Source organism: Sphaerimonospora sp. CA-214678 (assembly GCF_050942215.1).
In the GTDB taxonomy this organism is placed as follows: Bacteria; Actinomycetota; Actinomycetes; order Streptosporangiales; family Streptosporangiaceae; genus Sphaerimonospora.
This window is the reverse complement of record NZ_CP192056.1, coordinates 2,466,689-2,481,707: the sequence shown is the minus strand read 5'-3', so window position 1 is coordinate 2,481,707 and position 15,019 is coordinate 2,466,689. Positions and strand designations below refer to the sequence as shown.

Sequence of the window (15,019 nt, the reverse complement as noted above, 5' to 3'; positions counted from 1 at the left end):
GGAGGATCAGACGCGGGTCCACTGCTGGTTGGTGCCGCCGTGGCAGCTCCAGATGTGCACCTTGCTGCCGTTGGCGGTGCCGTACCCGGACACGTCCAGGCACTTGTTCGCGCCCACGGCGGTGATGGTGCCGTTGGAGTTGAGACGCCACTTCTGGTTGTTCTGGCCGTTGCAGTCCCAGATGATCACGCTGGAGCCATCGGCCGTGCCGGCGCCGTTGACGTCGAGGCACTTGTTGCCGTAGACGCGCAGCTCACCGGCGCTGGTGGAGGTCCACTGCTGGTTGACGCCGCCGTGGCAGTCCCAGATCTGCACCTGTGCGCCGTTCGACTGGGAGGCTCCGTTGACGTCCAGGCACCGACCCGATCCCACGCCCCGCAGCGCACTCGTGGTCTCCGACGGCGTCGGAGTCGGCGTGGGCGTGGGCGTCGGCGTGGGTGTCGGAGTGGGCGTCGGCGTGGGTGAGGGAGACGGTCCGGCCAGTTCCTTGACGCGGATGTTGCGGAACGACACCACGTCGCCGGATCCGTGGTTCTGGATGCCGATGTGACCCTGCTGGAGCGAGCGGGCCGAATCGGTGTTCGTGAAGTCGTTGATCTTCGTACCGTTGAGGAACACCTGGAGCCGCTCACCCTCCACCAGCAGCTCGTACGTGTTCCACTGACCCGGCGGATTCAGCGCCGCATCGCGCGCGTTGATGTCCGCGGCTTTGACGCCGTAGACCGCCCCCGTCGTCTTGTCCGGAGTGTCGGTCGCGTCGATCTGCACCTCATACCCGGTAGCGAGCGCCGCGTCGGGATCGCCGGTGGCCGGGAACCCGACGATCACTCCCGAGTTGGAGTCACCCGTCAGTTTCCAGTCGAGCTTGAGCGAGTAGGAATGGAACTCCTTGGCGCTGTACCACAGCATGCCCATGCCGCCCTGGGAGGTCAGCGTGGCGTCGCTGTTGCCGAACGACCCCGGCCCGGCCTGCGACCAGCCCGTCGTCGACCCGTTGTACAACGCCGTGTACCCGGTCTCCGGACGGCAGTCCGCGTTGGCGGCCCCGGCCGCGTACCGGATCCCGCCCAGCAGGAGCGTGCGGAAGTTCGTGTCGGTGTACGACTCCTGGGTGTGCCCCAGGCCGGTGTAGAACGCGCGGCCGGAGGACTGGGGGTGGCACCAGGTGATCGGGTGGTCCCCCATGCCGCCGCCGCTGTAGCTGCTCTCGTCCAGGCTCTGCAGCACCCGCACGTTCGAGCGGGGGTTGGTGCGGTAGCTGTACCACTCGTCCGTACGCGTCCAGGTCGTCCCCAGGTGGGCCGTCGCGGCGTGCGCCCGATCCTCGTTCCGTACGGTCGCCTGCTGGATCGCCGGGTGGCTGTTGAACCAGGCTCCCATCAGCTGTCCGTAGTACGGCCAGCCGTACTCGGTGTCGGCGGCCGCATGCACCCCCACATAACCGCCCCCGCCGTCCACGTACGCCTGGAAGGCGGCCTGCTGGGTGTTGTTCAGCACGTCACCGGTGGTGCTGAGGAAGACCACCGCCTTGTACTGGGCGAGGTTGGCGGCGCTGAAGGCGTTCGAGTCCTCGGTCGCGTCGACCGCGAAGTCGTTCGCGGCCCCCAGGTCGCGAATGGCCTGGACTCCGTTGGGGATCGAGTCGTGCCGGAACCCGGCCGTCTTGGAGAACACCAGCACCTTGAAGTCGGCGGCCTGGGCGGGGACGGCGGGGATCACCATCGCGGCGGCGGCGGTGAGGGCCGCCGCGGTCACCGACAGGCGCCGTAACACGGATGTCCTGCGGTCGCGCCCCGCGATGCGCCCGGGCGCGGCGGGGAAGAGATGTCGAAGCATGGGTGTCCTTCCGTCGCGATGCCCGGCGCGGCCTCTTCCGACATCGAAAGCTGGGCCGCGCCGGGAGTCACATGATTGGTGATCGTGGTGGGTCGAGATTGGACACCGGCGGCAGATGTCAGACGCGGGTCCACTGCTGGTTCGTGCCGCCGTGGCAGCTCCAGATGTGCACCTTGCTGCCGTTGGTGGTGCCGTACCCGGCGACGTCCAGGCACTTGTTGGCGCCCACGGCGGTGATGGTGCCGTCGGAGTTGAGGCGCCACTTCTGGTTGTTCTGGCCGTTGCAGTCCCAGATGATCACGCTGGAGCCGTCGGCCGTGCCGGCGCCGCTGACGTCCAGGCACTTGTTGCCGTAGACACGCAGCTCACCGGCGCTGGTGGAGGTCCACTGCTGGTTGACGCCGCCGTGGCAGTCCCAGATCTGCACCTGCGCGCCGTTCGACTGGGAGGCCCCGTCGACGTCCAGGCACCGCGCCGATCCCACGCCCCGCAGCGCACTCGTGGTCGCCGACGGCGTCGGGGTCGGTGTCGGAGTGGGCGTCGGGGTGGGCGTCGGAGTAGGTGTCGGAGTGGGTGAGGGAGACGTGCCGGTGTCGAAGGTGAAGGCGTCCACGTCGAACAGGTAGCCCTGTCCGGTCGCGCCGCGGAAGACCAGGTACAGCGTCGTCGTGCCGGCCGGCGCGCCGCTCAGATTCGCCGAGACGTCGGTGAAGGTGTCCCAGCTCCCGGTGCTCGCGACGTTCACCGTGCCGAGCAGCGTGCCCGTGGTCGAGCCAGCCCGCACCTCGATCCGGCCGCCCGCGCCCGCCGAGGACACCCGGGCGGTGATCCTCGTCGCGTTGCTCAGGACGTACGGCTGGAAGGAGATCCAGTCGCCGTCGTCGATGAAACCGGCCGTCCTGCCGCCTTCGGCGGTGGTGTGGTCGGCCGTCTGGATGCCCTGCTGGGCGCCGAAGTGCTCGGCCTGCCGGTGGCGCGGCTGGAGCGTACGGCGACTGGTGGAGGTCAGGCCGCCCTTATCGGTGTAGGACGCCTCGAAGACGCCGAAGATGTTGGCCGCGGCGTCGTGCTCGCCGTCCACCGGCACAGCGATGGAGCCGCTGCAGCCGCTCTTCGAAGTGATCTGGTGCGCGTGGCTGTCGTGGCCGAGGAAGTAGGCGACGGTGACCTCGGTGCAGTCGATCGTGCCGTCTTCCGGATCGCTCACCTGCACCTGGTAGGGCACGGTGTCACCGAAGGAGAACAACTGGCCGTCGGCCGGCAGGGTCAGGGCGACCGTCGGCGCGGTGTTGCCGACGGTCACGATCACACTCGCCGTGCCGGTCAGCCCCTGCGGGTCGCGGACGGTGAGCGTGACGGTGTAGGTGCCGTTCGCCGTGTAGGTCTTGCTCGGGTTGGCCGCCGTGGAGGTGGTGCCGTCGCCGAAGTTCCACGAATACGTCAGCGCGCCCCCCTCGGGGTCGGAGCTGCCGGCGGAGGAGAAGCTCACGGCGAGCGGACCCGGTCCCGACGTCTTGTCGGCGGAGGCCTTGGCGATCGGGTTGCGGTTGGCCTCGCCGATGTACTCGATCCGGTACAGCGCCTGGTTGTTGCTGCCGGTGCCGTAGTCGAGGACGTACAGGGCCCCGTCGGGGCCGAAGGCCATGTCCATCACCTGCGTCCCCGACCAGGGGAACGACGAGATCTCCCCGTAGCCGCCGTCGGTCTTGACCTCGATCGCCTTGATCCACCGCCGGCCGTACTCACCGGCGAAGTACCGCCCGTCCAGCGCCTGCGGGAACTTGACGGCCGAGTTCAGGTTCGGGTCGTAGCGGTAGACCGGCCCGCCCATCGGCGATTCCGACCCGGCGCCGAACTCCGGCGGCGAGCCCGAGTCACCGGCGTACTTGATCCACGCCGGCTTGGCCCCCGGCAGCGTGGTCAGCCCGGTGTTGCGGAAGGAGTTGTTGATCGGCCCGCCCGCGCAGTTGTACTTCGGGCCGGTGCTGTTGGTGGCGAAGTTCCACTCGTTGTAGGTCTCTGCGGTGGTGTTGCCACCCGTGCAGTACGGCCAGCCGAAGAACCCCGGCCCGGTGATGCGGTTGAACTCCACCTGCCCGCTCGGCCCGCGGTTGGAGTTGGTCACTCCCGCGTCCGGCCCGTAGTCGCCCAGGTAGACGATGCCGGTGGCCTTGTCCACGCTCATCCGGAACGGGTTGCGCAACCCCATCGCGTAGATCTCCGGCCGGGTCTTCGCCGTTCCCGGCGGGAACAGGTTGCCGCTGGGGATCGTGTACGAGCCGTCCGGCTGCGGCTTGATCCGCAGCACCTTGCCGCGCAGGTCGTTGGTGTTGGCGGCGGTACGCTGGGCGTCGTACTGCGGGTTGCGGTTGGTCCGCTCGTCCAGCGGGGAATAGCCGCTCGACTCGAACGGGTTGCTGTCGTCGCCGGTCGTCAGGTACAGGTTGCCGGCCGCGTCGAAGTCGATGTCGCCGCCAACGTGACAGCACATCCCCCGGTCGTTCGGCACCTCCAGCACGACCTTCTCACTGCTCAGGTCGAGCGTGTCGTCGGACTTCAGCGTGAAGCGGGACAGGTTCAGGTGCCCCTTCCACTGGTCGAACTGCGACTGCGTGCCGGTGCCGGGCGCATCACCGTTCGGCGTGCTCAGCCGTGGTGAGTAGTAGAGCCAGACGTACCGGTTCGACGCGAAGCCCGGGTCGACCGCCACACCCTGCAGGCCCTCCTCATCGTGGGTGTAGACGTTGAGCTTGCCGGCCACCTTCGTGTTGCCGTTGGCGTCGGTGACGCGCACCGTGCCGTCGCGGGCCGTGTGGACGACCGATCGGTTGGGCATCACGGCCAGCGACATCGCCTCACCCAGCTCCGCGCCGCCGGACGCGAGCGACACCTGCTGGTAGTCGGACGCCGGGATGGTCAGCGCGTTCGCCGGGGAGGCGGTGAGCGTGAAGGCTCCGGGGATGATCAGCGCCATCGTGGTCAGCGATGTGAGCCACGGACGTCGGGGCATCGGTGTTCCTTCCTGACATATGGAGGTCAGTCAGGGCAAGGCGCGCGCCGCCGCGCTGTTGCCAGATCGTGTGCCAGAGTTCTGCTTCGCGTCCAGGGGGTGCCGCCCCCTGGTCGCCTATCCGGCCGGCATGTGCGCGGCCGGCACGGGGAGGAGGGTCTCGCCCTCGCCGGTGACAGCGACGAGGGCAGACCCTCAGACGGTGTCAGGCCCGGGTCCACTGCTGGTTGGTGCCGCCGTGGCAGGTCCAGATGTGCACCTTGCTGCCGTTGGTGGTGCCGTACCCGGCGACGTCCAGGCACTTGTTGGCGCCCACGGCGGTGATGGTGCCGTCGGAGTTGAGGCGCCACTTCTGGTTGTTCTGGCCGTTGCAGTCCCAGATGATCACGCTGGAGCCGTCGGCCGTGCCGGCGCCGCTGACGTCCAGGCACTTGTTGCCGTAGACACGCAGCTCACCGGCGCTGGTGGAGGTCCACTGCTGGTTGACGCCGCCGTGGCAGTCCCAGATCAGCGTCTGCGCGCCGTTGGACTGGGAGGCGCCGTCGACGTCCAGGCACCGGCCGGACCCGACGCCCCGCAGCGCGCTCGTCGCCGGCGGATTGCCCGTAGGAGTGCTCGTGGGAGTCGCCGTCGGCGTCGGGTTACCACCGCCGAGCCGCGTGAAGAAATCCCACACGGCATGCCTGGTCCAGGAGTTCTCGCCCGGTTCGAAGTCGCCGGACCTCCCGTCCACGGGGTTGGGGGTGTGACCCGCGTCGAACGCCGCCCACGCGACCGGATACCCGGCCTGGCATCCCGAGTAGTAGGTGATGACGTGGGTCAGGCTGCCCTGCGCCGGCTCCGGCGGGTTCTGCGGCGTGCAGCCGTTGTTCCTGACGAACCGGTCACGCAGCGACCGGCCGGCGGAGATGTTGAGCACCGGGTCCCTGAGGCCGTGCAGGCCGATGTACGCGACGGGCTGGGTGCCGCCGCTGCATCCGCTGAGCTGCGCACCGGAGTAGACCGCCACAGCGCGGAAGGTCGTCGCCCGGGCGCACGCGAGCGCGTAGCTCATGCCGCCGCCGTAGCTGAAGCCCAGGGCGAAGCGCTGGGCGGTGTCGACGCAGAGATCCGCCTCGATCCGCTGGATCATGTCGTCGACGAAGGTGATGTCCTCACCGCCGGGGTTGGCCCAGCCGTTGTTCGTTCCCTGTGGGGCGACGAAAATCGCGGTGTTGTTCGACAATGCCCTGAGTCCGTAGTAGGACCAGACATAACCGCTGGTTCCGCCCGAATCTACGTCATTGGCGGTGCCGCCGTTCCAATGGAACCCGAAGATCAATCGATAGGGGGTGGTGTTGTTGTAGTTGTCGGGAATCCTCAGGATATAGCTGCGATTCTTCCCGCTGGTCGTGATCGACTGCGTACCGCTTCTCAGCGTCGGAGTCTTGCCGCATCCCGCGGTGGCCGCGAGAGCGCTCGCCTCGGTGCGCGACGTGGTCGTGCTGTCGCCGAGCGCCGTCTGTGCCGAGGTCAGGAGGAGCAGCGCGGTGGTCGCGATAACGGTGAAGAGAGACCTGTGCCGCGACATCACGCGATTTCCTTTTCGAATCTTCTGGTGACACACGTGCGTGGGGGAGTCATTTCTTCCGCCTTCTCCGGGGGGTGCGGGAGTCGGCCGGCCGGCTTTTCCGGTCGCCGGCTCGGCGGATACCGGTTCGCCGCACACGGCGCGTTCTGCCAGTCGAAACCCGCCGGCCCGGGGGTGTTATCGACCGGCCGGTCGAGAGGCTCGATGTTAACGCTAACTCATCACCGCCGAACCGGATCTCCTTTCTTCCGGGTGGCTGGAGTGCGGTGGTTCAGCGAAGCAAATATGACCGTGACCGGACCTGTCAAGGTTCGGCCGTTCCGACGGTGCGGGCCGCCACCCGGCACACTCCGCCCCTCCTGTCGCTTGGCCAGGGAAAGCGGCCGTGATCACCGCCGAAACACTCCTATGAAACTTTCAGCGTCGCCGGTCGAATCGTTTGCGCCGATGCGAACACGCGATCAGGTCGGGCCGGGGGCGCCGGACGCGATCTAACGCTGCAGCCGGACGGGATCGGCCTGTCCGCTGCGGCGGACGAGCCAGGCCTCGGTGATGTGATTGAACATCGCCTCGGCGGCGCCCTCGGGATCGTGGGCGGCGATGCGCTCGTAGATGCGCCGGTGGCCGCGGTTCGACGCCACGCAAAGGGCCCGCTCGGTCCGGCCCATGTACCGGGCGGTGTTGACGACCTGGCTCTCCAGCGCCCGCACGACGCCACGAGCGATGCGGTTTCCCGACGCCTGCATAATCGTGTCGTGGAAGGCACGGTCGCTCTCGGCGTACATGACGTGGTCGTCCACGAGCTCGTCCATCCGGTCCACCAACGCGCGCAGCCGCTCCACGGTGTCCGGCCCGGCCAGACGGGCGGCGACGTTCGCCATGTCGCACTCCAGAACACGCCGGGTGACGACGAGGTCGTCGAGAATCGCCAGACTCTCGTCCTCGGCGATGGTCGCGGCGAGGACGAGCTCGTCCAGCATGTCCCACATCGCCGGCGGGGTCACCATCGTGCCGGCGCCTTGGCGGACCTGTACCAGCCCCTTCTCCTGCAGGACTTTCACGGCCTCCCGGACGACGGTGCGACTCACCGAGAAGGCCTGGCACAGCGCGGGCTCGGGGGGCAGCGGCGTTCCCGGGGGGTGGAGGCCGCGCACGATGCGCTCCACCAACTCGGCCGTGACCGCTCTGGAGAGGCTGGCCGGGCGTCGTACCCAGGCGGGTGGTGCCGGGACACCGCCGACTGTCTCCTGCGATGCCGTCATGTCCCCCTCCGGTGGCCTGGTGAAGCGCCAACGCCGAGTATACGTGACCGTATTGACGGTCATACGTCATACGAGTTACCTTTCCGCGGAGGCGGCGTCCCCCCAGCCGATCTCGGAAAGTGAGCAAGCCATGAAGCTGCGAGTGTTCATACCGGTCCTGATGGTCGCCGGACTGGCCTTGGCCGGCTGCGGGAGCGCGGCCCAGACGGAGTCCCCGGCCGAGGAATCGCAGCAGAAGCCGCAGAAGCTCGTGGTCTGGGACTGGAAGTCCGGCGAACCGACCGCCGCCGAGTACATCGAGAAGGCGAAGGCCGACTTCGCCAAGCGGCACCCCGGGGTCACCGTCGAGTTCGTCGCCCAGCCGTTCGACCAGTACTACACCCTGCTCGGCACGGCGATCCAGACCGGCAAGGGGCCCGACGTCATGCTCTTCAACGGGGGCGGGCAGATCCGCGACCGGGTCGACGCGCTTCTCCCGCTGGACCAGTACGTGGCCGAGGACAAGAGCCGGTTGGCGGGCTGGGACGCGTTCACCAAGGACGGCAAGATCTATGCGGCGCCGGTGACCCTGCAGGGGCACCCGATCTATTACAACAAGGCGCTCTACGAGGAGGCCGGGCTCGACCCGGCGAACCCGCCGAAGACATGGGACGAGTTCGTGAGCGGCTGCGCCGCCATCAAGAAGGCGACCGAGGCGTCATGCTTCGCGCTCGGCAACAAGGAGGGGGCCGGCATCCAGTTCTTCATGTCGGGCCTCGGGTCCGGCATCCTCACGCCCCAGGAGTACGACGACTGGATCGCCGGGAAGCGCGACTGGACCTCCCCCCACGTAAAGCGGATCTTCGAGTTGTGGAAGAGCGCCGGCGACGAGGGGCTGAACAACGAGGGCGCCAACTCCACCGCGATGTTCACCGACATCTTCCGGGTCTTCCAGACCGGTAAGGCCGCGCACATCATCGGGCTGATGTCGGACGTCGGGCACTGGAAGGACTTCGGCGAGTTCCTGCCTCCCGACAAGATCGGCGTCATGCCGGCCCCCGTCGTCACAGACGGGACCACCCCGAGCCTCGCGTTCGACGGCGGCATCGGCTACGCGGTCGCCAAGTGGACGAAGGACCCGGAGTCGGCCGCCGACCTGGTGCGATCGCTGACCTCGACCGAGGCCTTGACCGCGTTCTACGCCAAGGCCGGCGCGATCGCGTCCGACATGACGATCGACGTCTCACAGGCCGGCCCGGCCGTCGCCACGATCCTGTCCGAGATCAAAACCGGTAAGCCCGCCCTGCACGTCGCGCTGTCGTCCAAGACCCTGGACCTGATGGGAAGGCTGTCCCAGCAACTCCTGAGCGGGTCGACCACCGTGGACGAGGCTTTGGAGCAGCTGGCCGCCTCCGATCGGACGGCTTGATCGCGTGCCGATGGGGAGTTCACTACGGCCGGTCTCCCGTAGGGCTCGCGCCGAACGTCTGGCGCCCTACGTCCTGGTGGCCCCGACCGTACTGATCATCGTGGTGCTGCGGCTGTGGCCGCTCGTCCTGGGAGTCAACTTCTCCTTCACGGGCGACGGCGAGCTCAACGGGACTGTGGTCGGCCTGGGCAACTACCTGGAGCTGGCCGCGGACCCGTTGTTCCTTACGTCGCTGCGCAACGTCGGGCTGCTGGTGCTGCTGCTCCCCGTGGCGGTGGCGATTCCGGGCCTGCTCGCGACCTTCATCTATCTGCGGGTGCCCGGTCACCGCGTCTACCGCAGCGTCTACTTCTTCCCGGCCGTGCTGTCACCGGTGATCGTCGGTGCGATCTTCAACCTCATGCTCGCGTTCGACGGCCCGTTGAACACCGTGCTCGGGGCGGTCGGCGTCGGCCCGGTCGACTGGCTCGGCGATCCGGGCATCGCCATGTTCACCGTCATCGGCGTGCACGTATGGGCGACGTTCGGGATGGCACTGGTGGTGTTCCTCGCCGGATTCAGCACCCTGGACGCCTCGCTGCTGGACGCCGCCCGCATGGACGGCGCGTCGCTCCACCAGATCATCTGGCACGTGATCATCCCGAGCCTTACCCGCACCATCCAGTTCGTCTTCGTGACCACGATGATCGGGATGCTGACGTCCATGTTCGGCCTGCTCTTCATCATGACCAGCGGAGGTCCGGAGGGATCGACCTACCTTCCGGAGTACTACATCTGGCACCAGCAGGGACAGATGAACCGGCCGGCGCTCGCCTCCGCCGCCTCGACGGTTCTGTTCGTCGTCATGCTCGTGGTGGGGCTCCTGCAGATCACTCTGCTCCGCCGCTCTGGGAGGCAGGACTGATGCCCGGAATGCGCCTGGCCAAGTGGCTGGCCGCCGTCCCGATGGCCGTTCTCGCTCTCGCGACGATCTACCCTCTTCTGTTCACCGCCAACGTCGCGATGAAGACCAGGCGCGACTACGTCCTCGACCGGTTCTCCCCGGCGGATTCGCTGCGCTGGGACAACATCGTCGAGGCATGGGCCGGCGCCGGAATGGCGCGGTACTTCGCCAACTCCTTCATCGTCGTGGCGTTCTCCGTGGCCCTGCTGCTGCTGTTGGGGTCGATGGCGGGTTTCGCGCTGAGTCAGCTGCGGTTCCGCGGTTCTTCCCTGATCTTCCTGGGCTGCCTCGCCGGGCTGTTCATCCCGTTCCAGGTGATCATGGTGCCGCTCACCAGGGTCCTGGCCGACGGCGGTCTCGTCGACACCTATCCCGGGCTGATCCTGGCCTACGTCGCGCAGTTCCTCCCGTTCACCGTCTTCCTGATGACGAGCCACTACACAACGATTCCGGCGGAGATCGTCGACGCGGCCAGAATCGACGGGAACACGATCTACGGCGTGTACCGGCGGATCATGCTCCCGCTGGGTGTGCCGGCGCTGCTGTCCGTCGGCATCCTCAACACCCTGTTCTGCTGGAACGACGTGCTCATCTCCCTGCTGATAATGCCGTCGCCCGACCACCGCACTCTCATGATCGGGGTCAACTCGCTGCGCGGACAGTACTCCAGCGACATCCCCACCTTCGCCTCGGGTGTCCTGATCGCCGCGATACCCGTGCTGATGATCTATCTGTTCCTCCAGCGCCGAATCGCCGACGGGGTCACCGCCGGCTCCACGAAGGGCTGACATGCGGATCACGGGGTATCGGACCATGACGACCGTCCAGGAATGGGACCGTCCCGTCGGTGACGCCAACGGCGTCTTCGCCGGCGGGACCGTCCCGGTACCGATCGTCTTGGTGGACACCGACGAGGGGATCACCGGAGTCGGCCTCGGGCCGCACGTGGAGATCGACGCCGTGTTCGCCGCGATCGAGGGCGAGGACCCGCGCGGCGTGACGGCCCTCTACGACCGCATGCTGCGGCAGACCTTCAAGGCGGGGCACGCGGGCGTCGTGTTCGGCACGATCGGGGCGCTCGACACCGCCTTGTGGGACATCAAGGCACAGGCGGCGGGCGAACCGCTCTGGCGTCTGCTGGGCGGGCGCGACAGACGGGTTCCCGCCTACGCCTCGGGCCTGGACATCGGCCTGACCGACGACGACCTCGTCGCGGTCTACCAGGTCTACGCCGAGCGCGGTGTGCGCGCGGCCAAGATCAAGGGTGGTCTCGACATCGAACGCGACCGGCACCGCCTGATGCTGGTACGCGAGGTCCTGACAGAGGCCGGACACGGATCACGGCCGGGCCTCATGCTCGACGTGAACGAGGCCTGGACCCGCAAGCAGGCGGTCCGGCACGTCCGCGAGATCGAGCGCGCCCTGGACCTCACCTGGATCGAAGAGCCGGTCCGCCGGTGGGACGCCGAAGGTCTGGCCCTGGTCGGCCGTGGCATCCGCGCCTCCGTCGCCACCGGGGAGAACCTCACCGGGCTGGAGCAGTTCCGTCCGCTGCTGGCGGCCGGGGCCGTCGACATCGTCCAGACGGCCGCGGTCTGGGGAGTGTCCCACTTCCTCCGGGTGTCCGCCCTGGCGCACGCCCACGACCTGCCGGTCAGCCCGATCGGCAACACACCGGTCGGGCTGCTGCACGCCGCGACGTCGGTGCCGAACCACATCACCAGCGAACTGCAGGACCTGCACCCACCACTCGGCATGTCACTCGACCTGCACATCGAGGACGGCGCCTTCATCCTCGGAGACGCGCCTGGCCTGGGCGTCACGATCGACGAGAACGCGATCAACGCGTTCACCCGCGGGCCGGACGACACGACGGCCGGCACCCCCAACGTCCGGCCGGAGCAGGCCGGGCGGCGACTGCTCTCGGTGGCCGACCACGACCATCCCGGACAGCCACACCGGCTCACCCCGCACGGCCACACCGGTTCACCCCGCACACGACCGGGCGACGAGGTGACTCACACCGTCCGGCGCTGACCGTCCCCGCGCCCCGCGTACCGACGCCGGCCGTTACCCCCCGATGAGGAGTGGCGGCCGGCGTCCGGTTCATGTGAAGGTGTCGTCCCGGGAGCGGATCAGCGGTAACCGGCGGCGATGATTTCGGCCTGGACCGCGTTCTCGGTGGCGTCGCTGGGGTAACCGGCGACAATGGCTCCCTCATAGAAGGTGCCCGCGCTGAGGTTGGCGCCGCCATCGGGCTTGCAACAGTCGCCGCCGCTGCCCAGGATGATGGCCCCCTGCTTCTTCATGGGGCTGTAGCCGTTGGGGAGCGGGCCGTCGTACAGGGTGTAGAGGCTGCCGGACTGGGCGTTGCTGCCCTTGATCGCGAACCGGCTCGTGCCGTTGTTCTTCAGCGTGGCGGTGACGAACTTGTGGGGGAAGGCCCGCTGGTTGGGGTTCCACGACTGGCTACCGCCGGGGTAGAGACCCCACTCGAGGTCGGCCTGGACCCAGGGACCGGAACCGGAGCAGCCGCCGAACCAGCACTGGGTGCTGAAGTTGATGGCGTCCATGGCCCCCGCGGCGTCGGCCTTCCTGGTCGTCTCGCTGTTGCCGTAGTCGAAGCAGCAGCCGCTGTTGACGTGGGTGCCGCTGGTCACCATGTACATGCCCTCCGGCGCGCTGCCCGTGGGGACGCCGGTCAGGTGGCCGTCGCGCCAGTAGCTGTTGCCGGGGTTGATGTAGAGGGAGTAGGCCTTGTTGCCGCCGACGGTGAGCGACTCGGTGGTCGCGATCGCCGGCCTGCTCTGGGGGGAGCCGGGGACCACGCTCGAGCCCTGGTACCACAGGTCGTTGCCCCGCCCGGACTGGTCGTAGACGACGGTGATGACGCACGTCGTGCCGGCGCAGAAGGAGTCCTGTGCCGCGGCGTTGGCGACGCCGCCCGCTGTGAGGACGGCGATGTTCCGGGTCGTGTTGTCGGACGAGCGCCTGACCTGGTACAGGTTGCCGGCGTATGAGTCGTAGAGCGCCCTCGTCGTGCTGTGCGCGGCCACGCACGGCGTGCCGCCCGAGGCGTAGATGTCGCACGAGCGCGCGCCGGGCGGCGGCGGTGTCGGCGTGAAGGTCGGGGTCGGGCTGGGCTCGGCTCCGGTGGTCCACTGCTGGTTGGTGCCGCCGTGGCAGGCCCAGATGTGCACCTTGGAGCCGTTGGTGGTGCCGTACCCGGACACGTCCAGGCACTTGTTCGCGCCCACGGCGGTGATGGTGCCGTCGGAGTTGAGGCGCCACTTCTGGTTGTTCTGGCCGTTGCAGTCCCAGATGATCACGCTGGAGCCGTCGGCCGTGCCGGCTCCGTACACGTCCAGACACTTGTTGCCGTAGACGCGCAGCTCACCGGCGCTGGTGGAGGTCCACTGCTGGTTGACGCCGCCGTGGCAGTCCCAGATCAGCGTCTGCGCGCCGTTGGACTGGGAGGCGCCGTCGACGTCCAGGCACCGCCCCGACCCCACACCGATCAGTGGCGTCGTCGCGGCCGAGGCGGGCGCCGACCACGTCAAGGCGGTGGGCAGGAGGGTCGTCAGCACGGCCGTGACGAACACGACGACGGCCGTCCGGAAGCGCCGGCCGCGCGTCGCACGGCCCGATAAGGGGCCAGGTAGGGGAACTGATGGAGGCTGCATTGTCGTACTCCTTCGGGGGTAGGGCGCGGCGGAGACGGAGAACCGGCTCGGGCAGCCGATCACCACACGCGAATCGATTCGCGTGGGCACTGGCACGCGCAACGGGAGAGACGATATCTAGAGGGAAGCACATACGACGGCCGAACCGTCTGTCAAGGCCCACGTCCTGTGCGTCTCGCCGATCCGAGCGCGATGAAAGTATCATCGCGCCGCTTGCCGGTACGGGCCCCCGTCTGTTCTACTGTCGTCGAACCGGTTCGGCAAGCGGCGGGCCGACCGGGATCAGTGAGACGAGAAGAGGCGCTGCTGGATCTCCCTGCGGTAGTCGTCCAGAGTGTTGTCGATGTGCGTCGCGGCGGCCTGCGCGGCCGCCTCGGGATCGCCGGCGCGGATGGCCCGGTAGATGGCATCGTGCTCCTCGACGGCCTTGGCCGCGTGCTCGCCCACCGAGCCCCGCAGCCCGATCAGGCTCGACTGTGCCTGCAGCCGCCGGGCCTCCCGCACCGCGATCTGGAGGAACATGTTGTGCGAGGCGGTGGCGATGGCGGTGTGGAAACTGTCGTCGCCCCCGTTGAACAGGTCCTCGCGCCCGGTCTCGAAGCCGTGGCGGCACACGCCGGCCGCCTCCTCGATGGCCCGCAGCTCCGCGGGAGTGGCACGGTGGGCGGCCAGCCGGCTGGTCTCCATCTCCTGCGCCCGGCGGAACTCGAACAGCATGTAGACGTGGTCCAGGTCGGTGGGGAGGAAGAATGACGCCCAGCGTCCGGTGCCGAGCATCCCCTCGTCGTCGGCGACGTACAGGCCGCGGCCCTTCTGGGCGCGCACCCGGCCGAGCGCGGAGAGGATCTTCACCGCCTCTCGTACGACCGTGCGGCTGGTGCCCAGCTGCGCGGCCAGCTCGTTCTCTGTCGGCATGCGGTCGCCCGGACGAAGTTCAAGCCGGACGATCAACTCCAGTAGCTGCTCCGCGGCCACCTCGTAGCCCGGCCGGTATCCGCTTCCGCGCGGGGTGTCGGTCACCGTGCTTCCTCCTCGCCGTTCCCTTGCAAGAGTATGACTGATCGAGCCGGTTTCTCCCCGGCCCGGCGGACTCGGATCAGTACGAAACATCTGAACCGTTCATATGGGAGTGTCCGGCGAGAGGGGAGGTTCGGTGAACATCTCCGCTGGTGAACGGAGAAAAGGGGCTCGCGACGACCCGGATTTCACTGTACGAATGGAAAAATAGGTGGGCTTAAGGTCTTGACTGGCATCAGTGCTCCGATCGTAATTGGTAGCGAGGTCCCGGCGTACGAACCCCTTCCGGA

10 protein-coding genes are annotated in these 15,019 nt (G+C 68.1%); 4 read left to right on the top strand and 6 right to left on the bottom strand.

Annotated features, from left to right (window positions below; all coding sequences use genetic code 11):
- Positions 1-6: 6 nt before the first annotated feature.
- From ACQP1K_RS11300 to ACQP1K_RS11285, 4 genes are all read right to left on the bottom strand, one after another.
- Entirely contained in the window at positions 7-1,836 is a 1,830-nt protein-coding gene (locus ACQP1K_RS11300) for a lectin (protein ID WP_433500828.1), read from the bottom strand.
- 118 nt (positions 1,837-1,954) lie between these two features.
- Entirely contained in the window at positions 1,955-4,846 is a 2,892-nt protein-coding gene (locus tag ACQP1K_RS11295) for a lectin (protein ID WP_433500827.1), read from the bottom strand.
- A 205-nt stretch (positions 4,847-5,051) separates the two neighbouring features.
- Positions 5,052-6,416, bottom strand: coding sequence for a ricin-type beta-trefoil lectin domain protein (locus ACQP1K_RS11290; protein WP_433500826.1), 1,365 nt, complete (start codon positions 6,414-6,416; stop codon positions 5,052-5,054).
- A gap of 491 nt (positions 6,417-6,907) precedes the next feature.
- Positions 6,908-7,678: a FadR/GntR family transcriptional regulator gene (locus tag ACQP1K_RS11285; RefSeq protein ID WP_433500825.1), complete on the bottom strand. Its 771-nt coding sequence runs from the start codon at positions 7,676-7,678 to the stop codon at positions 6,908-6,910.
- 130 nt (positions 7,679-7,808) lie between these two features.
- Between ACQP1K_RS11285 and ACQP1K_RS11280 the strand changes: the two genes are divergently transcribed.
- The 4 genes from ACQP1K_RS11280 to ACQP1K_RS11265 are packed head-to-tail and all read left to right on the top strand — an operon-like array spanning position 7,809 to position 12,066.
- Positions 7,809-9,086, top strand: a complete 1,278-nt coding sequence (locus ACQP1K_RS11280; protein ID WP_055482239.1) for an extracellular solute-binding protein — start codon at positions 7,809-7,811, stop codon at positions 9,084-9,086.
- 10 nt (positions 9,087-9,096) lie between these two features.
- Positions 9,097-9,990: a carbohydrate ABC transporter permease gene (locus tag ACQP1K_RS11275; RefSeq protein WP_055482240.1), complete on the top strand. Its 894-nt coding sequence runs from the start codon at positions 9,097-9,099 to the stop codon at positions 9,988-9,990.
- Positions 9,990-10,817, top strand: a complete 828-nt coding sequence (locus ACQP1K_RS11270) for a carbohydrate ABC transporter permease (RefSeq protein WP_055482241.1) — start codon at positions 9,990-9,992, stop codon at positions 10,815-10,817. The genes ACQP1K_RS11275 and ACQP1K_RS11270 overlap by 1 nt, the downstream gene beginning before the upstream one ends.
- Positions 10,818-10,842: 25 nt before the next feature.
- Positions 10,843-12,066 carry a mandelate racemase/muconate lactonizing enzyme family protein gene (locus ACQP1K_RS11265; protein ID WP_433500824.1) on the top strand — a complete coding sequence of 408 codons (1,224 nt, stop codon included), beginning with the start codon at positions 10,843-10,845 and terminating at the stop codon, positions 12,064-12,066.
- Positions 12,067-12,164: 98 nt separating this feature from the next.
- On the opposite strand, the gene ACQP1K_RS11260 is transcribed toward ACQP1K_RS11265, so the two are convergent.
- Positions 12,165-13,712, bottom strand: a complete 1,548-nt coding sequence (locus ACQP1K_RS11260; protein ID WP_433500823.1) for an arabinofuranosidase catalytic domain-containing protein — start codon at positions 13,710-13,712, stop codon at positions 12,165-12,167.
- Positions 13,713-13,994: 282 nt separating this feature from the next.
- Positions 13,995-14,732, bottom strand: a complete 738-nt coding sequence (locus tag ACQP1K_RS11255; RefSeq protein ID WP_055482243.1) for a FadR/GntR family transcriptional regulator — start codon at positions 14,730-14,732, stop codon at positions 13,995-13,997.
- Between the last annotated feature and the right edge of the window lie 287 nt (positions 14,733-15,019).

Excerpts from the sequence above, each read along its gene's own strand:
- ACQP1K_RS11300 (WP_433500828.1), bottom strand. The coding sequence starts at position 1,836 with ATGCTTCGACATCTCTTCCCCGCCGCGCCCGGGCGCATCGCGGGGCGC.
- ACQP1K_RS11295 (WP_433500827.1), bottom strand. The coding sequence starts at position 4,846 with ATGCCCCGACGTCCGTGGCTCACATCGCTGACCACGATGGCGCTGATC.
- ACQP1K_RS11290 (WP_433500826.1), bottom strand. The coding sequence starts at position 6,416 with ATGTCGCGGCACAGGTCTCTCTTCACCGTTATCGCGACCACCGCGCTG.
- ACQP1K_RS11285 (WP_433500825.1), bottom strand. The coding sequence starts at position 7,678 with ATGACGGCATCGCAGGAGACAGTCGGCGGTGTCCCGGCACCACCCGCC.
- ACQP1K_RS11280 (WP_055482239.1), top strand. The coding sequence starts at position 7,809 with ATGAAGCTGCGAGTGTTCATACCGGTCCTGATGGTCGCCGGACTGGCC.
- ACQP1K_RS11275 (WP_055482240.1), top strand. The coding sequence starts at position 9,097 with ATGGGGAGTTCACTACGGCCGGTCTCCCGTAGGGCTCGCGCCGAACGT.
- ACQP1K_RS11270 (WP_055482241.1), top strand. The coding sequence starts at position 9,990 with ATGCCCGGAATGCGCCTGGCCAAGTGGCTGGCCGCCGTCCCGATGGCC.
- ACQP1K_RS11265 (WP_433500824.1), top strand. The coding sequence starts at position 10,843 with ATGACGACCGTCCAGGAATGGGACCGTCCCGTCGGTGACGCCAACGGC.
- ACQP1K_RS11260 (WP_433500823.1), bottom strand. The coding sequence starts at position 13,712 with ATGCAGCCTCCATCAGTTCCCCTACCTGGCCCCTTATCGGGCCGTGCG.